The organism is Photobacterium kagoshimensis, from assembly GCF_050337045.1.
GTDB classification, from domain to species: Bacteria; Pseudomonadota; Gammaproteobacteria; order Enterobacterales; family Vibrionaceae; genus Photobacterium; species Photobacterium kagoshimensis.
Genome location: NZ_JAKJSO010000009.1, coordinates 447,574 through 467,316, shown reverse-complemented (window position 1 = coordinate 467,316; position 19,743 = coordinate 447,574). Strand labels below are relative to the sequence as shown.

At 43.9% G+C, this 19,743-nt stretch carries 16 protein-coding genes; 10 read left to right on the top strand and 6 right to left on the bottom strand.

Annotation, left to right across the window (positions count from 1 at the left end):
- Positions 1-4 precede the first annotated feature (4 nt).
- Together nrdB and yfaE are read left to right on the top strand one after the other, a co-directional pair.
- On the top strand, positions 5-1,138 hold the full coding sequence (gene nrdB / locus L4C35_RS05475; protein WP_428461917.1) for a class Ia ribonucleoside-diphosphate reductase subunit beta: 1,134 nt from the start codon (positions 5-7) through the stop codon (positions 1,136-1,138).
- A complete protein-coding gene (yfaE, locus tag L4C35_RS05470; protein WP_428461916.1) occupies positions 1,135-1,428 on the top strand; it encodes a class I ribonucleotide reductase maintenance protein YfaE in 294 nt (97 codons plus the stop codon). Before nrdB ends, yfaE begins: the two co-directional genes overlap by 4 nt.
- A gap of 100 nt (positions 1,429-1,528) precedes the next feature.
- Here the strand turns inward: yfaE and L4C35_RS05465 are convergent, their stop codons facing one another.
- On the bottom strand, positions 1,529-2,752 hold the full coding sequence (locus tag L4C35_RS05465; RefSeq protein ID WP_428461915.1) for a CinA family nicotinamide mononucleotide deamidase-related protein: 1,224 nt from the start codon (positions 2,750-2,752) through the stop codon (positions 1,529-1,531).
- A 538-nt stretch (positions 2,753-3,290) separates the two neighbouring features.
- Between L4C35_RS05465 and tyrP the strand changes: the two genes are divergently transcribed.
- The 3 genes from tyrP (at position 3,291) to L4C35_RS05450 (ending at position 7,623) form a co-directional block, all read left to right on the top strand.
- Entirely contained in the window at positions 3,291-4,508 is a 1,218-nt protein-coding gene (tyrP, locus tag L4C35_RS05460; RefSeq protein WP_428461914.1) for a tyrosine transporter TyrP, read from the top strand.
- Between the two features lie 331 nt (positions 4,509-4,839).
- On the top strand, positions 4,840-6,813 hold the full coding sequence (locus L4C35_RS05455) for a putative bifunctional diguanylate cyclase/phosphodiesterase (RefSeq protein ID WP_428461913.1): 1,974 nt from the start codon (positions 4,840-4,842) through the stop codon (positions 6,811-6,813).
- Between the two features lie 99 nt (positions 6,814-6,912).
- Positions 6,913-7,623 (top strand): sulfite exporter TauE/SafE family protein, encoded by a 711-nt coding sequence (locus tag L4C35_RS05450; RefSeq protein WP_428461912.1) that lies wholly within the window; start codon positions 6,913-6,915, stop codon positions 7,621-7,623.
- Positions 7,624-7,637: 14 nt separating this feature from the next.
- Here the strand turns inward: L4C35_RS05450 and L4C35_RS05445 are convergent, their stop codons facing one another.
- Complete coding sequence (locus L4C35_RS05445; RefSeq protein ID WP_428461911.1) at positions 7,638-8,840, bottom strand: methyltransferase; 1,203 nt, start codon at positions 8,838-8,840, stop codon at positions 7,638-7,640.
- 129 nt (positions 8,841-8,969) lie between these two features.
- On the bottom strand, positions 8,970-9,944 hold the full coding sequence (cysB, locus tag L4C35_RS05440) for an HTH-type transcriptional regulator CysB (protein ID WP_428461910.1): 975 nt from the start codon (positions 9,942-9,944) through the stop codon (positions 8,970-8,972).
- Between the two features lie 247 nt (positions 9,945-10,191).
- On the opposite strand from cysB, the gene L4C35_RS05435 reads away from it, so the two are divergent.
- From L4C35_RS05435 to miaE, 3 genes are all read left to right on the top strand, one after another.
- A complete protein-coding gene (locus tag L4C35_RS05435) occupies positions 10,192-11,835 on the top strand; it encodes a sensor domain-containing diguanylate cyclase (RefSeq protein ID WP_428461909.1) in 1,644 nt (547 codons plus the stop codon).
- A gap of 256 nt (positions 11,836-12,091) precedes the next feature.
- Positions 12,092-12,853, top strand: a complete 762-nt coding sequence (locus L4C35_RS05430) for a DNA repair protein (protein ID WP_428461908.1) — start codon at positions 12,092-12,094, stop codon at positions 12,851-12,853.
- Positions 12,854-12,992: 139 nt separating this feature from the next.
- A complete protein-coding gene (miaE, locus tag L4C35_RS05425) occupies positions 12,993-13,748 on the top strand; it encodes a tRNA isopentenyl-2-thiomethyl-A-37 hydroxylase MiaE (protein ID WP_428461907.1) in 756 nt (251 codons plus the stop codon).
- Between the two features lie 125 nt (positions 13,749-13,873).
- Here miaE and topA read toward each other — a convergent pair whose 3' ends face one another.
- Positions 13,874-16,525, bottom strand: coding sequence for a type I DNA topoisomerase (gene topA / locus L4C35_RS05420; RefSeq protein WP_428461906.1), 2,652 nt, complete (start codon positions 16,523-16,525; stop codon positions 13,874-13,876).
- Positions 16,526-16,987: 462 nt separating this feature from the next.
- Here topA and L4C35_RS05415 point away from each other — a divergent pair, with 462 nt between their 5' ends.
- Complete coding sequence (locus tag L4C35_RS05415) at positions 16,988-17,236, top strand: YciN family protein (RefSeq protein ID WP_428461905.1); 249 nt, start codon at positions 16,988-16,990, stop codon at positions 17,234-17,236.
- A gap of 75 nt (positions 17,237-17,311) precedes the next feature.
- On the opposite strand, the gene L4C35_RS05410 is transcribed toward L4C35_RS05415, so the two are convergent.
- A complete protein-coding gene (locus L4C35_RS05410; protein WP_428461904.1) occupies positions 17,312-17,725 on the bottom strand; it encodes a DUF805 domain-containing protein in 414 nt (137 codons plus the stop codon).
- Between the two features lie 8 nt (positions 17,726-17,733).
- Positions 17,734-18,795: a protease SohB gene (gene sohB / locus L4C35_RS05405; protein ID WP_428461903.1), complete on the bottom strand. Its 1,062-nt coding sequence runs from the start codon at positions 18,793-18,795 to the stop codon at positions 17,734-17,736.
- 200 nt (positions 18,796-18,995) lie between these two features.
- Between sohB and L4C35_RS05400 the strand changes: the two genes are divergently transcribed.
- On the top strand, positions 18,996-19,739 hold the full coding sequence (locus tag L4C35_RS05400) for a YciK family oxidoreductase (protein WP_428461902.1): 744 nt from the start codon (positions 18,996-18,998) through the stop codon (positions 19,737-19,739).
- Positions 19,740-19,743 lie beyond the last annotated feature (4 nt).

Sequence of the window (19,743 nt, the reverse complement as noted above, 5' to 3'; positions counted from 1 at the left end):
AATCATGGCATACAGCACTTTTTGTCAAACAAATAACGATCAACTAAAAGAACCGATGTTTTTCGGTCAGCCAGTCAATGTTGCCCGTTACGATCAACAGAAATTCGAAATTTTTGAAAAACTGATCGAAAAGCAACTTTCTTTCTTCTGGCGTCCTGAAGAAGTGGATGTCTCAGGCGATCGTATCGACTACAACAATCTGCCAGAGCACGAAAAACACATTTTCATCAGCAACTTGAAATATCAAACGCTGCTTGATTCGATCCAAGGTCGTAGCCCGAATGTGGCACTACTGCCTATCGTTTCAATTCCTGAGCTTGAAACTTGGATTGAAACTTGGTCGTTCTCTGAAACAATTCACTCACGTTCTTACACGCATATTATTCGTAATATCGTAAAAGATCCGTCGATTGTTTTTGATGACATCGTAGATAACGAGCACATCATCAAGCGTGCTGGTGATATCTCTAAGTACTACGATGACCTGATCAACCAAACCAACAACTATCACCGCCTCGGTGAAGGTACACATGTGGTTAACGGTGAGAAAGTGGTTGTTAACCTTCGCGAAATCAAGAAAACACTTTACCTTTGCATGATGTCGGTAAACGCACTAGAAGCAATTCGCTTCTACGTAAGTTTTGCTTGTTCATTTGCATTCGCTGAACGCGAGCTGATGGAAGGTAACGCGAAAATCATCAAGCTTATTGCGCGTGATGAAGCACTACACCTCACTGGTACTCAGCATATCTTGAACTTGCTCCGTACGGGTCAAGACGATCCAGAAATGGCCGTGATTGCAAAAGAGTGTCAGCAAGAGTGTTTTGACATTTTCCGTGATGCGGCAGAGCAAGAAAAAGAATGGGCTGAATACCTATTTAAAGATGGCTCTATGATTGGTTTGAACAAAGATATTCTTTGCCAATACGTTGAGTACATAACGAACTTGCGTATGAGTGCTGTTGGCCTGAGCCAAGCGTACCCAGAAGCAACTCAAAACCCAATTCCTTGGATTAACTCATGGTTATCATCTGATAACGTACAAGTTGCTCCACAAGAAGCGGAAATCAGTTCGTACCTTGTTGGCCAAATCGATAACGATGTCAGCGCTGACGATCTTGGTGACTTCGAACTATGAGTCAATTAACCATTACGGTTAACGGCATTAAGGTTCACGGCAATAGCCGTGAACCTTTACTCGTGCAGCTTGAAAAAGTGGGCATTCAACCTGAATACCAGTGCCGTAATGGCATGTGTGGCGCTTGTCGTTGCAAATTACAAACGGGTGCAGTCGATCAGCAAGATTCGATGGCATTTGTGGGCCAGAATGAAATTCTAAGTTGTTGCTCTGTGCCTAAATCAAACATCAACGTTGAATTTGATTATCACGTCGTGCCAGAAACACTCGCAGAAGTATCCAATAGCTAACATTGCCCTGCAGCGTTAGCTGTTTCGTTAAGCTGTCATTTCCTTAACCTCAGTAGCACCACGCCTTCACCACTGACTCATCCACACGAATCGTGGTTGCCTAGTGATGCGCCGCAAGAAAGATCTCACCAGTCCGCTCTAACGAACCATACTCACCCAGTACATCTTTATGCTCTAGCCAACGGCGTAGCATGTCTAGCATCACAGTCGAAATCATAGTGCGATGAGCATTATGACTATATTCACGCTTTGTTTTCACGGTCTGTGCCCAGTCACCTTGTGGTGTCGCCAGAGCAACAGCTACACAACCATCAATGCACATACCTGAGGCCAACGCGACGTTCGTTTGGCTACGTTCTCGGGCTGCCGATGCCATCGCGAGGACTGCACCAAGCTGATCGCTATTACTCTCATGCACTTGCCCGGCTAAAATCCAGCCCTGTTGGCACTGAGCCCGTGACTCTGGGGTTTCTTGCATCCAGTTTGTCACATAACCACTGGTAAACTGTTCAGCAACAGTGAGTGTCAACTGATCAGCCGCTAGACGTTGGCCAATATTCTCAATCAGCGACTGCTCAACCGACACCACATGATCCGCTAACAGATCGATCATCTGCTGATGAAATTGCTGAGCATGCTGATGTGCTTTATCAGCAAACAATTTCACTTCGATAAATGGCAGTGACGAGCGATAACCAATTTCACAACCTTGAGGTAAACTCAATGCCGTTAAGCTTTCACCAATACCTGATTCTGATAAACCAAAGGTATGGAAACGGTGACAACACAGAGCGGTATTTTCAGGATGTAACTGCTTCATTCTAGGCAAAATTTCATCGTGAACCATTTTTTTAAATTCGCTTGGCACACCGGGCGTAAAATACAAGGTTGCCTTATTTAGCTTCATTGTAAAACCACACGCCGTGCCAACTGGGTTTTCAAGTAACTCGGCCCCTTCAGGTAACATAGCTTGTTTAAGGTTCGTTTTTGGCATCTCACGACCGAGCCTTTGGAATTTAAGTCGCATTTGGTCAACCCAGTAATCCGATTGCTCCAAACCAAGGTCGCCAGCAATCGCGGCGGCTTGAGCCGTTAAATCATCCGTTGTTGGGCCTAGCCCACCATTCACTATCACAATGTCGTTACGTAGACTCGCATTCACCAGCTCTTCAGCAAGCACTTCAAGTTGGTCGCCAACCGTTGTGCGGCGTGTCATAGCAAAGCCTTGCTCAAATAACAGACGAGAAAGCCACGCAGCATTGGTGTCGACAATATCGCCGTGTAACACTTCTTCCCCGGTACTGATCATTGCGATGTGTAGCATTTGTTCACCTTTACTGGTTACGTATTCCCTAAATCCATAGAACAAACTATCACCGTACTTTGTCCACCTTCGTTAGTATATTAGCTTGCTCTGTACTCCTTGCCTACGACTCAACTCACTGAAAAATAATCAAACCTAACGCTCAACACTTGCCAGCCAAGAAACAGTAGATAAAAAGTGAAGCACCCTGATAATTCAGCCTCCCCTTAAAAAAACAACTGCAAATATAACTTTACACGCAGTAATTCACCGTTGACAGTTTAGCTCACTAGCTTTAAGGTAGCTTTCAGCCAAGATATTCCATTCAAACACTGGAATACCAATAATAATAGCAATGAAAGAGTCAAAACTGTGATAACACGCCACCAGCTAACTTACTATCGCTAGCCGCAGTAGAATAGAAAGTGTAAAGATAAGATTACACCCTCTACTATGGCCACCCCAAAGCTATCACGATGCGCAAAGCTCGTGACAACCTACTGATTTAGCAGATAACTAAAAGCTAAATCCCCCAAGATAAGTTTCGGGAGCGACTCTAATGACGATGAACAAAACCTTTGGCAGTATGCTAATTATCGCAGGCACCACAATTGGGGCTGGCATGCTTGCTCTCCCTCTTGCTTCAGCGGGTTTAGGTTTTTCAACCGCAATTATAATTATGGTGGGAATTTGGGCGCTAATGACCTACACCGCACTATTGATGCTAGAAGTTCATCAATACGCAAGCCCAAGTGCAACGCTGCACACACTGGCACGAGACCTACTCGGTCGAAAAGGACAAGTAATTGCAAGCTTCGCTATGCTCTTTCTGTTCTACGCACTATGTGCGGCATACATTGCAGGTGGTGGGGCGCAAATGAACGATAAGCTTGTGCATTGGTTTGATCTGGATGTCGCACCTCAGGTTGGTACGATTGGTTTTACTGTCGTGATTGCAGCTGTGGTATCTATTGGCACACACTCTGTTGATATCATTAATCGAATATTATTCAGCTTAAAAATTGTGGCACTTGCAACTATGCTTGGCTTGCTTGTTCCGCATGTGCAAGGTGATCACCTTATTAATATGCCACTCGAAAAAGGGTTAATCATTTCGGCACTGCCTGTTGTTTTTACCTCATTTGGGTTCCACGGCAGTATCCCTTCTATTGTGCGTTACATTGGTATCGATATCCGCTCGCTGCGTAAAGTGATGGTGATTGGCTCTGCAGTCCCACTGACAATCTACATCTTGTGGCAAATTGCTAGCCAAGGTGTTTTAAGCCAACCCGATCTAATGGGCAGCTCTAACCTAGGGATGTTTATCACTAGCCTTAGCGATATGCTGCATAACCCGATGGTAAGTCAATCTGTGTCAATCTTTGCTGATCTCGCTTTGGCTACATCCTTCCTAGGGGTGAGTTTAGGGTTATTTGATTTTCTATCCGACAGCTTTAACCGTGGCGATAAAGTCGGTGGTCGCGTTCAAACCGCTCTCATCACTTTTGTTCCGCCGCTATGCTTTGCTTTATTCTACCCACAAGGCTTTATCATGGCGCTTGGCTACGCTGCAATTGCCTTGGTGATTTTAGCCTTATTCTTGCCTGTTGCTATGGTGAGTGCACAACGAAAAAAACACGGTGAAAAAAATGTGTACGCTGATGGCTACCAAGTACGCGGTGGTAAACCCGCTCTCGCGGTTGTCACCCTTAGCGGCATCATTATTATCAGTGCGCAATTCCTGCAAATGGCAGGCGTGATCCCCGCAGTAGGATAACAACAAACATCCCCATTAGATTGCCACTTTAGGGCTTATTCTCTAAAGTGGTTTTTATTAAAAAAACATTCATCCTTATAGTCTTACCACTCTATTTTACAGATACAGCACAATAAAATTGCATTTAATTAGTATCTTGATCCATCCAGACTAAAACAATCGTTTTCGGCACATTCTTGACTTTAATTTCTTTAAAAAATCAACAAATTAACCTCATCCATATTGTAATTAATGAACAGGTGTCACGATTTCTTATAAAGTTCATATTGTTAATAGCCATTTTGGGCTAATCTGAAGACCTTACTTTTGATACTAATTATAAAGTCTGGTAATGAGCCAACACTTTTCTCTTTTTGATCGCCTTCAATCCCCTGTATGGGTATTCGACCTAGATCACAAACGTATTATTTGGGCCAATCAGGCTTCACTACCATTATGGGAATCTTCGTCAATCGAAGAATTAATATCCCGTGACTTAGCCAAAGATATGTCACAAGCCGTCCATGCCATCCTAGAAGAATACCAACAGTATTTTCAACGTGGCGAACATATAAAGACATGGTGGAACTTCAACCCTAAACAGAAACAAAAGAAAGCATTATGCTGCTTTTCTGGCTTCACGTTAGAAGACGGCCGAGTCGCGATGTTAGTCGAAGTCATTGCGGATGAATCAACGTTACGGCGTGAGCTTGCATTTGCTGAATGTTCGAACCTTGCATTGTTGTTTGCCTGCCAAGGCGACTTGATCAGTGCTAACGACGTGTACACACATGAATTTGGCTCTTTGCTTCAAGATTTAGCGCACTTTTTAGGTGACTGCCAGTTGGCAGATACGTGGCTAACAGAAGCCAGAGCAAACAGTGTTATTCATCGGCAAAAGCTCTGCTGGACAGGTAAACAGCACCTTTGGTTCGATATTGAGGGAAAATGGCTACAAGACAAGCAACAGCTGTTGCTGCACCTCACCAACATTAGCCCTGAAAAAGAAAAGTTACGCAAAGCCAAATACAACGCTGAACACGACTTTCTCACCGGGCTTTTAAATCGACGCGGTATCACCAATGCCATTAAGAAATCCCATCATGATCGCCAACCTTATAGCTTACTCTTTTTAGACATTGATGGATTTAAACTGGTTAACGACACCTATGGTCATGCCATTGGCGATAAACTGCTTCGTGCTATTGCGATTCGACTTAACGACACCCTGCAACAAAAAGGGTTGTTAGCCCGCTTTGGCGGGGATGAGTTTATTGTTCAAATTGAACGTCGTTACATCTCAGATAGTAGCCTATTTGCAAAAGAGCTGATTGCGGTACTTAATCGTCCATTCCACCTCAAAGAAGTCGGTGAATTATCGATCGGTTGTAGTATTGGTATTACCCACTACCCTGACGATGCGATTGATATTGAAACCCTGGTGACGCAGGCGGATATGGCAATGCACCGCGCCAAGCTACGTGGCCGTAATCGCAGTCATCATTTTTCACCAGAAATGGCGGATGCGCTATACCGTAAAATGACGCTGCGCCATCATTTAACGGTAGCGATAGAAGAAGAAGCGTTTGAGCTTTATTACCAACCTATCGTCGACTTAAAAAGCCGACAACTAAAAGGGTTTGAAGCCTTAGTCCGCTGGCACGATGAAGAGTTAGGGCAAGTTTCACCTGCTGAGTTTATTCCATTAGCAGAAGAAACCGGCCAAATAGTACCGATGGGGCGCTGGATTCTTGAAACCGCCTGTAAGCAATTAGCAAAATGGCAGAAGAAGTACCAACGAAAGTTCATTATTAGTGTGAACTTGTCACGCGCCCAGCTTCAGGCAAGCCTTGCAGGTAACGTTGCTGAACTATTAGAACAATATCAACTCGATCCATCATCACTAGCGCTGGAACTCACTGAGTCGACCATGCTGCAAGAGTACGATGACGCGAAGCAATGCTTAGAAGATCTCGATGCTCTTGGCATTGAGCTTCACCTTGATGATTTTGGTACAGGCTATTCATCGCTTTCGCAGCTACAAGACTTACCCATCAGCACAGTAAAACTTGATCGCAGTTTTGTCCAAGGTGAACATAAAGGTAGCCAGGCTATCATTGAAGCGACCCAGGCGATTTGTGAAAAGTTAGACTTAAAAGTTGTAGCCGAAGGGGTTGAAACCATTTCACAACTTGAATACTTGCAAAACTGTAACTTTGATTACTGTCAAGGGTATTACTTAGGTAAACCTATGCCACCCCATGAGTTAGAAGCACGAGACTTTAACTTATTAAATGCAGTACCCAACAAAAGCATCGTACATTAACCGGAAAGGCTCGATTGAGCCTTTTCTTTTCGTGTTCGGCAGTGTGAGCGTATTACACTAACTTGCGATTACTCCGCAATATTGTGAATAGGATTTGAAATGGATTCCGGCCTGTTACTCGCGCTAGTTATGATTTTTCTTGGCTCGTTTGTCCAAAGCTCTATCGGCTTTGGGCTCGCCATTATTACCGCCCCCATTTTATTTCAAATCTCACCGGACTATGTGCCTGCGCCTATTTGCTTAACGGCGCTGTTTTTATCGCTGATCAATGCGCATAAATACAAAGCTAACATTTCAATGAAAGGACTGTGGATGGCATTCCTCGGGCGTGTTCCTGGCTCTATTGCTGGCGGAGCCATGCTCTTTTATGTCGAGCCACAGACCTTGTCATTGTGGATTGGGGGGATTGTCTTGTTCGCGGTTATTATCAGCCTGCTACCGCTGCGTATCCAGCCAACAGATCCTCGCCTTGCGATTGCCGGATTCTTCTCTGGTCTATTTGGGACAAGTTCAGGCATTGGTGGGCCGCCAATGGCGCTGCTACTCCAACACCAAGAAGCCAACCATATTCGCGCCAACCTCTCTGCCTTTTTCGTCGTTAGCAGCCTATTGTCACTTATGGTTCAAGTGCCAGTCGGACATATGGGGCTCAAGCATCTTTATCTTTCTTTACCGCTCATCCCCGCTTCTTATCTAGGCTATAAGCTTGCGATGAAAACAGTGGATCATATCGATAAAAAAACAATCCGCATCATTTCGCTCGTGATGTGCTCGGTGTCAGGTGCTGTCGCTATCTACGCGGCTATCTAGCCACAACAAGCCATTTAAACGACTGTTGGTCGTTCGGCATGGATCATAATATTGCGTGGCGTTATCGGCTTATCACAAAATGTTCCGACATTAACCTGATAGCCCGACTCCTCCATGAAGCAAGCACGGTCATACACCAACCACATTTCGAGAGGGCGACGAAACAGTTGGCGGACTAATTCCATCCGCTCTACCAGTGCAAACCGTTGCTCACCGTCAGTTTGCCAATGGGAAAAATCAATATCCGCAGGCAGCGTCAGCCCTTTTTTGTCTGCGGCCCATGAACAAAATGCAGCAAAGCCTTCATTCAATAACGCTTTTTGAATGTTAGGCACGGGTAAATAAGTATCTGAGCCTAAAATATGACGCTGTAAAGAATCAAACCCTAATCGAAAACTCACTTCGACAAAGCGCTGGCGTCTTACGCGTTGACCCGCCGTCACGGTTTCCTGAAGCGGTAGCCGCAAATCATGCTTGGCTAAGGTGATCTCGCTCTTCTTACTAATTGTTGACAGTGGTTGATAGTGCTTGTCACGGATCAAATGGTAACAACATGGTGAGATACTCACAGCACGCCCCTGTTTATTCGCTACCCGTTGTAATAGCGACACATGTAAATCCCCGCACGCATGGAGCGCAACAGCATGCTGCTCAGGTTTAATATATTGCTCACTCTCATTGGCAAAGGCGTCACCTTGAACAAATGAAATCGGCAAACCAAGCTGTTTCACCGCAGCTTCACCGTCACGACAAAGTTGCTCTTGCCACTCTAAGCTCACTACAGGTGTTTGATGTGATGCAGACAATACACGTCCAAGGTGCCCTTTGCCCGCACACCATTCTAGCCAAGGCAAATTGTGTTGCGGTAATGCAGCATTAAACGCGGTAATTTGTGTCCATTTCCGACCGGGGATCCCCACATCAAGCCCTTTCGGCAACGCTGTTACGGCTCTAGTCGTTAAAGGTTGGGTTACTGATAAAGCAAGCAATTGATGTGCTTGTGGGATCCAAGGCGAAAGAGCATCTGCCAGAGCGGTGGGATCTTGTGTCAGCACCTCTATTTGTTCATCCGTGAGCGAGATTAACCACTGACATAACTCAGGGTGAGATTGTTGCCAAGCTAACTCAGTTTCTGCAAACGGCATGAACTGCCAAAACGAGCGGGTACTTGATAGCGCAGAATCAAGCTGTTGAAGTAAAGAGGAGGAGCTAGGCATAAAAGCAATTCTATAGAGAAAACACTGGGCGCTTAGTCTACCTCAACCACGGAAATAAAAAAGGCTACACACCATAGTGAATAGCCTTAAACCGTCAACGTATCTCAGGTTGAGACAAACACATTCACGCTAACGAACAGGGAGTTCCATACTGGCAAACATGCTTTCAATTTCAGCATTTGTTTTCAGCGCAACGGCTTGATCAACCACATTTCGCGTTAAGTGCGGAGCAAAGCGCTCCATAAAGTCGTACATATAAGAGCGAAGGAAAGTTCCCTTCTTGAAGCCAATTTTCGTCGTGCTGGCTTCAAAAATATGGCTGGCATCAATCGCAACAAGATCTGTGTCTGTGGCAGGATCCATCGCCATGCTCGCAATTACACCAACCCCGATGCCTAATCGGACATAGGTTTTAATCACATCTGCATCGGTCGCCGTAAAGACAATGCGCGGCGTTAACCCCGAACGATTAAATGCGCTGTCCAACTCAGAACGGCCCGTAAAGCCAAACACATAAGTGACTAATGAATATGCTGCCAAATCATGAATAGTAATATTGTCTTTTTGCGCTAATGGGTGATCGGCCTTTACCACAATAGATCGATTCCAGTGGTAGCACGGCAACATGATCATATCTTGATAAAGGTGAAGCGCTTCCGTTGCGATTGCAAAGTCGGTGGTGCCTTTACCTACTGCATCGGCAATTTGCGATGGCGTCCCCTGATGCATGTGTAGCGACACTTTAGGATAACGGGCAGTAAAACCTTGGATCACTTGAGGTAGCGCATAACGTGCTTGCGTATGTGTCGTAGCAATATTTAGCGTCCCCATCTCAGGGTGAGTGTGTTCACCTGCGACAGATTTAATGCTTTCAACCCGTGATAAAATATCGCGCGAAATACGTACTATTTCTTCACCCGCTGTAGTCACCTTGGTCAGGTGTTTACCGCTACGTTCAAATATTTGGATACCCAGCTCATCTTCCAGTAAGCGTACCTGCTTACTAATACCGGGCTGAGAGGTATATAAATTTTCTGCTGTCGCTGACACATTCAAGTTGTGGTTCACAACTTCAACTATGTAGCGTAATTGTTGTAATTTCATGGTACCGCCTAACCTATAGTCCGTTACATCATATCAGTGCAACCATGTCTTTCGTATTGTTATATATCGTTTCGTTACGTTTTCATAGCATTACTTATAGCTTTTTGCTCTATAAATATGAACATTATGACAAGCTAGACGGTATTGAGCGTTTTATTTAAATTCAGGGCTTTTTTTCTTTTTAAAATTCATTTATAAAATAACCAGTATCACATTAAACCAATCGCATCAATGAGCAATAATTTCAATGGCTAATATTGACAATAGTAATACAATAAAAAAAGAAGTATTTCGAAGCAGCATGATATATTCAGTTGTGTTATTGCTTGGTATGGCTTGCTTAATGGGGTTACTGCTCTTTAAATCAGAAAAGATAAGAGTTAATCAAGTAATAAAACTTCATAACGAGTCCACTAATCACATCATTGCTGGTCACTTTAATGAAATGAGTCATATTGTGACATCGCTTTCTGAAACGAACTATGTGAGAAATGCTTCTCTTGATCAGAAAATTGACAAAAAAAAGCTATTGAACTATTACCAAAACATACAAAACTCAAATTCTAAGATAACTCACCTATATTCCGCCTACGCTAACAATTTACTACTTATTAACGATGGTCCGCTCCCTGAAGGATTTAAACCTACAAATCAGGCCTGGTTCACCTATGCCGTTGAAAAAGCACCAAACATTTCAATTGGCTTGCCTTACCAAGATGCAATCACTAATGACTGGCTAATCTCTACAGGGAAAGCGTTTACCGATGCCAATAATCAGTTTGGAGTAGTAGCGATAGATAGTTCACTAAAGACAGTGACTGAATTACTAGCTACAAAAACAATTTTATATAATTCATCCGTAAGCTTTATCACTGACTTAGATGGCAATATTATTGCTCACCCTAATGTAACAAAAATAACAACAACACTAAAGTGTGCGCATAACCATTTAGAATGGAAAAATAAAGACAAAGGTAACATAAATTATAAAGAGGGTAATATAAATAAAACTGCGTACTATAGTAAAATTAATGGAACCGGCTGGTTACTTTTTACTGAAGTTGCGCATAGTGAAATTATCCAGCCAATCGTCATTCAAGTTATGATTCACATCGCACTATTAGCAACAATAGCTCTAACTGCTACCTTTATTTATAGTTCTTGGCTTAGCCTAGTCATATCTTCTCCTTTAATTCGACTTAAAAAACACGTCCAACACATAACTCGAGGGCTCACTCCGCCAGAAAATAGAATAACTTTCCCAGACAATGAAGTTGGCGTCATTGCTAAAGAAGTCATTCACCTCACCCAAGAAGCTTTGTACCAACGAAACTTACAACTTCAACAAGCTAATCAAGAAATCGATTCAATCAACAATAGATTAGCCGAAAAGAATCAAGCTCTGTGCGCTTTGGCTGAGCGAGATCAACTTACCGGTCTCTACAATCGCCGTAAGCTCAATGACGTATTACAAAAAGAACAAAACCGCTTAAAAAGGTATAAAACGCCTTTTTGCATCATTATGTTAGATATTGATCACTTTAAGCACATCAATGATAACTATGGCCACCATGCGGGCGATCAAGTATTGAAACGTCTATCCAACACATTGACGACCCATCTGCGCAATACCGATATTCTCGGACGCTGGGGAGGAGAAGAATTTTTACTTATCTGCCCACAAATGACATTAACCAACGCAAAGCAATTAGCAGAGAAGCTACGCAAGTTAACAGCTGAACTAGTTTTTACCTCTGAGCAACAAGTGACTGTAAGTTTAGGCGTTACAGAGTTTAGATCAAATGACTCTATTTCGAGCGTCTTAACAAGAGTAGACTCTTGCCTTTATCAAGCAAAAAATGGTGGAAGAAATCAATATGTTGCAGGATAGCTGGCAACAGTAATTATGCACAACATAAATAAGCACTCTGTAGTATTTTTATATACGCGACGTAGAAAAGTACGGTGCTAATTATTAATAGAGATAAGTAAAAACACGCAACCATGAGTAACAACTATCGATCTAGTTCAAAAAAGCCTAAATTCGTTATATTCACCTAGCATTTTTCTACCTTCGGCTATCACCATTCTGCCAGTTGGTGTATCTTATACCCTTACGACAAATGTTACGGAAATTTGATTATCTTATGAGCTTACCTTTAGTAATAGGTTTGGTTGCCTTATTACTGATTTTGATTGTTGGGTATAACATCATCATTCAGTATCGCCAACGTGTTGAAAGTGTTAAACACCAAGAGCTTGCCAAGCATATTGCCATTATTGATGCGACCGAAGATTTAATCGGTAATGCTCATCATATGCCCTACAGCAAAGAGCTACTTGTTTGTTTGAACCAACGGATTATGTACGCCTTGCAAAGCATGCATGAAGCCGATCCTTCGGATAAATCGCTACCCGCGCGTGTCTCTAATGTCACTCAGCAAATCCAACATTTGCAACAAAACTACTCTAACGCAGATGTGGCAACGTTTAAGACACCAACTACAGATAAACAAGCCTTAGGCATGCTGCAACTGGTCAAGCGCTTGAAGACGGTAGTTAAAAATGAACACAGTAAGGGCCGTTTTGCGACTCAAGCATTTGTAGCTGAAAACGCTCGCCTTGAAGGCATCCAGCTGCGCATTAACATTGAAAATGTTGTTAAACGCGCCAATGAAGCTCGCATGAAGCGCCAGCTTGGTACCGCGAAACAGTTACTGAAAAAAGGCATTGATGTACTTGCTAGCAAAAATGACAACTATGCTAACCAAGCACGTGAAAAACTACAGATGATGCTGAACGAGATAGATAACAGCCAATCAGCAACGCAAGAACAAGAACGCCAGCAGATGCTGAACAAAGATCAAGATGATCTTGATGTCTTGTTCCAACCAAAGAAGAAGTGGTAAACCACTTTTCTTCCTCTTTAAAAAGGTCGCTTAGCGGCCTTTTTTATTGCCTTTAATCCCCGCTTAGCCTCTTATTCTTTCTTTCCACTCCTGTGATATGATGAAACCTTATATAGCAGCAGCCTCTTATAATAAGCTCATGATTTCAGAACTATTAACGCCTATAAACCTCTTTCTTAAAGCCTCTACACCCGACGCTTGGATTAATGAAGCACGTAAGCCAGAGAATCTTTCCGTTATTTTACGTGACCACATGCTATGCGAGCTCAAAGCCGCACAAAGTGCGATCTTCCTTATTCGTAAATATGCGGTCGACAAAGAAAGCGCACAACAGCTTGCAGACTGGGTGAAACCTTATGAAGCCTTGGCTTACAAAAAAACAGGTACCCTTGCCTCTCTTCGCGGTAAAAGCAACGCATCAAAGCAAATCACACCGCGTGCTGATTGTGCTTATAGCCAAGATTTGATCGATAAGATGGTCTTGCTGATTAGAGAAGAGCTACACCACTTCTATCAAGTGCTAGAGCTCATGGAAAAGAAAGGCGTTAACTATGAGCTGATCGATGCAGGCCGCTATGCTAAAGGGCTTATCAAGCACGTTACCAGTTACGAACCTGAGGCCCTGATCGATAAGCTGATTATTGGTGCTTTCATTGAAGCCCGTTCCTGCGAGCGTTTTGCCAAACTGGCACCGCACCTTGATGAGGACATAGCGAAATTTTATATCTCGTTGTTGCGCTCTGAAGCGCGCCACTATCAAGACTATCTCACGCTAGCAGAACAAATTGCGGGCAAGGATATCTCAGAGCGAGTGGCCTACTTTGCACGTGTTGAAGCCGACCTTATTACCTCACCTGATACCGATTTTAAATTCCATAGCGGCACACCGGCCTAAGCTCTAGGTTTCTAGGTTTCTAGGTTTCTAGGTTTCTAGGTTTCTAGGTTTCTAGGTTTCTAGGTTTGAATTTTAGCCACAAAAAAACCGCCAGCCGGCGGTTTTTTTATCAGAGCGAAAACGGATTACTCCGCTTTATCTTCTTTTTCTTTCTTTGGCTTTTTACGCTTGTCGGTAATTTCCCACTTACCGTCAATGTATAAACCCGTCCAGCCAGATGGCTTACCATCCACTTCTGAACGCACGTAGTTCTCTTTCGTCTTGCGACTAAAACGAACAACCGTTGGGCGACCATCTGGGTCTTCCGTTGGTGCATCCGTCAGGTAAGTGAACTTAGGCGACAGGCGGTCTTTAAAGCGAACCAGCTCTTCCACTAATGGCGCACGTGTTTCACGCGATTTAGGGAAAGTACTTGCCGCCATGAATAGACCAGAGGCACCATCACGTAGCACAAAGTATGCATCAGGATCTTGCGAACACGGTAGTTCAGGTAAGTGAACTGGATCTTCTTTCGGTGGTGCGATCTCACCGTTTTTAAGGATCTTACGTGTGTTCTTACAATCGTCACTTGTACAACCCATGTACTTACCGAAACGGCCGTTCTTAAGCTCCATATCAGAACCACACTTATCACATTCGATAACTGGGCCGTCATAGCCTTTAAGAACAAACTCACCTTTCTCGACGATGTAACCATCACAGCTTGGGTTATTACCACAAACGTGTAATTTACGATCTTGGTCGATTAAGTAAGCGTCCATCGCAGTGTCACACTTAGGACAACGTTTTTTGGCGCGCAATGCGGCTGTTTCAACGTCTTCTTCAAGTACGTTAACAATGCCATCTTCATCACCTAAGTTGATCGTTGTTTTACAACGCTCTTTCGGTGGCAATGCGTAGCCAGTACAACCAAGGAACACACCCGTTGATGCGGTACGAATCCCCATAGGGCGCGAACATGTTGGACATTCAATATCGGTTTCAACGATATTGTTTGGCTTCATGCCGCCTTCGTTTTCATCAAGCTCTGCTTTCTCAAGCTCAGCGGTGAAGTCACTGAAGAACTGATCAAGCACTTGTTTCCAGTTCTTCTCGCCTTCTGCGATTTTATCTAGGTTGCCTTCCATGCGAGCAGTGAAGTCAAAGTCCATCAGATCAGCAAACGACTGGTCCAAACGGTCTGAAACGATTTCACCCATCTTCTCGGCAAAGAAACGACGCATATCAACACGGACATAACCACGATCTTGAATCGTAGAAATGATAGACGCATACGTTGACGGACGACCAATACCACGCTTCTCAAGCTCTTTAACCAATGCAGCTTCTGTAAAGCGTGCTGGCGGCTTAGTGAAGTGTTGCTTAGGCTCAAGCTCAGTTAACGTTAATGTATCGCCAACGTGCACCATAGGCAGTGTAGTATCTTCGTTCTTACCAGACGGACGCTGTACATGTGTCCAACCTGCAAAACGCATGGTGCGGCCTTTCGCTTTCAGCGTAAAGTCAGCAGCCGATACTGTAATTGTGCTTGAGTCGTACTTAGCAGGTACCATCTGACATGCCACAAACTGACGCCAAATTAGGTCGTACAGTTTAACTGCATCTTGGTCCATGCCTTCTAGGTGTTCAGCTTGCACTTCAACGCTTGAAGGACGGATCGCTTCGTGCGCTTCTTGTGCATTGCCTTTGCTACCGTATACATTGGCATTTTCTGGTAGGTAGTTATCACCGTACTCAGAAGCAATGAATTCACGTGCTGACTCAACCGCTTCTTTCGAAAGGTTGGTGGAGTCAGTACGCATATACGTAATGTAACCCGCTTCATACAAACGCTGAGCAAGGCCCATGGTACGCTTAACGCCATAACCTAAACGTGTACTCGCCGCTTGCTGTAGCGTCGAGGTAATGTAAGGCGCTGATGGTTTGCTGCTGGTTGGGCGATCTTCACGATCTGCCACCTTGAAAGTCGCGCTATCAAGCACAGACTTCGCAGCCATCGTATCGGTTTCGTTTTCAGGACGGAACGCTTTACCCGACTGATGTGTCACCATTAAACGCAACGCATCACTACCGACAGTTTGAGTATTCGCGTGAATATCCCAGAACTCTTCCGGTGTGAATGCTTTGATTTCGCGTTCGCGCTCAACAATTAGCTTCACCGCTACTGATTGAACACGACCAGCGGATAAGCCACGAGCGACTTTTTTCCACAACAGTGGAGAAACCATAAAGCCAACCACGCGATCAAGGAATCGACGCGCTTGCTGGGCATTAACCCCATCAATGTTCAACTCACCAGGCTGTTCGAATGCCTGTTGAATCGCATTTTTGGTAATTTCGTTGAAAACCACTCGTTTGTAACGTGCATCATCGCCGCCGATGATCTCACGAAGGTGCCACGCAATAGCTTCTCCTTCGCGGTCCAAATCGGTTGCGAGATAGACGTAGTCAGCGTCTTTGGCGAGTTTTTGAAGTTCGTTAACAACTTTTTCTTTGCCAGGAAGCACTTCGTACTGAGCCGCCCAATCGTTATATGGGTCAACACCCATTTTTCCGATCAGCGATTTACGATCTTTTTCTTTCTTGATACGTGCTTTTTCTTCTGGACTTAACCCTTTGGTTGAAGTCGCTGCGGCTTTCTTGCCGGTACTACGCGCACCCGTTGGCAAATCACGAACGTGACCAACGCTTGACTTTACAATGAAGTCCTTACCCAAGTACTTATTAATCGTCTTGGCTTTGGCAGGGGACTCCACAATAACGAGAGATTTACCCATAATGACTCTATTACGTCCTCGTGCTCGTAAAAAACTATAATTAAAACATAAGGTTGGACGCTAAAAAACGTATTAATTTGCACCGCAACGCTATTACAATATTGGGCTACTATACAAGAAGGTCAACTGGTTTTTAATGAAAACGCGCTGATTGCTCGCCCCTTCCCCAGTTGTTACGCATAGGTTAAATGATATATCAAACCTATATTCTTGCGATTTTATGACGCTTTTTCTCGTCGTGAGGTAGCTTTAAGGCGCTAATGATTACCACCTATCCCACGATTTGACTATTTTTTACCAAAAATATTTGCAACCGCTCACATAAAAACAGCGACATATTTGGTTTTGCGCACAGCTTATAGCCTAAGAAGAAAAAAAACACTAATAAACGAAGGGTTTGAGTTCTGTTTGCATAATTCATACACTAGCGAGGTTTGAAACTTTCCATATAGAGCATTCACTATGAGCGACAAAACTGCTATTTCATCTAATGACCTATTAATGATCGCTAATCAAGAAATTCAAGATCACGAAGGTTTTCTCGAAGGTATGCGTGCAACCTCTGTTGAAGAAAAAGAGGGCGTATTGGTCTTTAAAGGTGAATATTTTCTTGATGACAACGGCTTACCAACAGCCAAAACAACCGCTGTCTTTAACATGTTTAAATACCTAGCCCACCAGCTTTCGCCAAAGTTTACGTTAGAAAACTAAAAACTGCGCGACACATCACTTAAAGAAAAACCCGCCTACATCACTGTGGCGGGTTCTTTATAGAAAGTAAGCCCATTACATTTCAATGGTCATACTGTCTTTGTCATCAGTGCTAGGGCGTGATGGTGGCGTATTTGAGCCACCTTTCGGATCAGGGCCAAATTGGTTATCCCCCTCAGTGCCTTTTAAGATACCTAATTCAACTAAAGCAAAAATAGGTCCAATTAAAGGCAGGAAAGTCACCACAACCCACCAACCGCTTTTGTTACGATCATGCAAGCGCTTAATATTAAGCGCCATGGATGCCCACATAACAAACCCCAATACCACCATAGCTAATATGTCTGCCATCGGGTTCGAGCCTGTATTCTCAGGGGAGCTATAGATAAAAACGGGAATCGTCACGAATAACACTGGTAAGCTATATAGCCAGTAGTCACGTCGGCGCATACGCCCTTTAAATGAAAATAATGCCCACTTCTGATTCATAACAAACCCTATACGATTGGTCGTTGACCACGACTGATCCATTTAAGCAGTAGCGTATCTGCCGCTTCACTGGTTGCACCCGCTAATTTCTCAGCCAATTTCTTACGGCGAACATAACGGATGTTCAATACTTCACGGTCTTTACATGCCTGAGTAATAAAATCGTCACTGGTGCCAATTTCATCAACCAAGCCAAGTTCGTGTGCTTGCTGACCAAACCAATGCTCACCCGTTGCTACTTTTTCAAGGTCTAGCTCAGGGCGGTGTACCGCAATAAAATCTTTGAATAATCCGTGCGTTTCTTCAATTTCATCTTGGAATTTTTCACGGGCTTTATCCGTGTTTTCACCGAACATTGTTAAGGTACGTTTAAACTCACCTGCCGTGATCTGTTCAAACTCAATATCGTTCTTTTTCAAGACTTTATTAAAGTTTGGCAATTGTGCAATCACGCCAATTGAACCTACAATAGCAAAAGGTGCAGAGATAATACGATCGCCAACACATGCCATCATATACCCCCCACTGGCTGCAACTTTATCCACCGAAATAGTCAGTTTAATGCCCGCAGTTTTCAAACGATCAAGCTGTGAGGATGCAAGGCCATAGCCGTGAACCATACCGCCTCCCGTCTCCAAGCGCAGCAGCACTTCATCACCTTCAATCGCGACCGCTAGAATCGCCGTGATCTCTTCACGCAACGATGTCACTTCTTTAGCATCAATGCTGCCGTGAAAGTCTAAAACAAATAAACGAGGCTCACGCGCATGAGAGAGTTCACCCTCTTTTGCTGCCTTTTTCACTTCTTCCTGACGTGCTTTGTCTTTTGCTTTTTCTTCTTTTTTCTCAACTTTTTCTTTTGCTTTCAAAAGCGCCTTATCATAAAGGTGGCCTTCAAGCTGATGCACTGTATGTTTATATTGCTCAGTTAAATCTGTCACTTCTAATTCACCTTTTGGAGAACCATGGCGACCGTTTAAACCTTTAGCGACAATAAGAATACCGATAATCGCAATAACAACTGTGGCGATTTTGGCGAGAAATAGGCCGTAATCAAACAAAAAATCCAATGTTGAGTCCTCATTTTATGAACTTAACCCCATTGTAACCTGCTGGGGCTATGGCAATGCAATGAAAAAGAGACTATTTTACATTTTCGTTAAATCGACATGCTACGAGAATATTATTTCAAGCTTGGTTGGCGTTTAGCGCTACCCGTGACGATTTATCACTACTATAAGCAAGCGAATATTCAATAAGGAAGTAATACGTGGAATATCAAATTGCAGCTGATTCTCTTAAAGATCGCGTTATTTTGGTTACTGGTGCGGGAGATGGCATTGGCCGTCAAGCTGCGATTAGCTATGCCGCACATGGCGCGACCGTTATATTGCTAGGACGCACTGTCGCTAAGTTAGAAGCGGTTTATGACGAAATTGAAAACCTTGGTTATCCTCAAGCCGCGATTATCCCGCTCGATTTAAAAGGCGCAACCAAGCAGAACTATATCGACATGGTTGAAACCATCAGTGATCAATTCGGTCGCCTTGATGGTGTATTGCACAACGCGGGTCTGTTAGGCGTGCTCAGTCCATTTGATCAACTCGACGAAGACAGTTTTGATGATGTGATGCAAGTGAACGTTAAAGCGCAACTGCTGCTGACTCAAGCCGTACTGCCACTACTAAAGCAAGCTGATGATGCCCGCCTTGTGTTCACAAGCTCGACCGTCGGCCATGTGGGCCGTGCATTCTGGGGAAGCTATGCCATCTCTAAGTTTGCAACCGAGGGCATGATGCAAGTGCTCGCCGATGAGCTAAGCAATACCAATGTTCGCGTGAATGCCATAAATCCAGGCGGGACTCGTACGAGTATGCGGGCACAAGCCTTTCCAGCGGAAGATTCGTCGCTACTCAAAACACCGTTAGACATTATGCCGCTGTACCTGTTCTTGATGGCACCAGAGAGCAAAGACGTTAACGGTCAGTGCATCGACGCACAGCCAAAACGTTAATCGG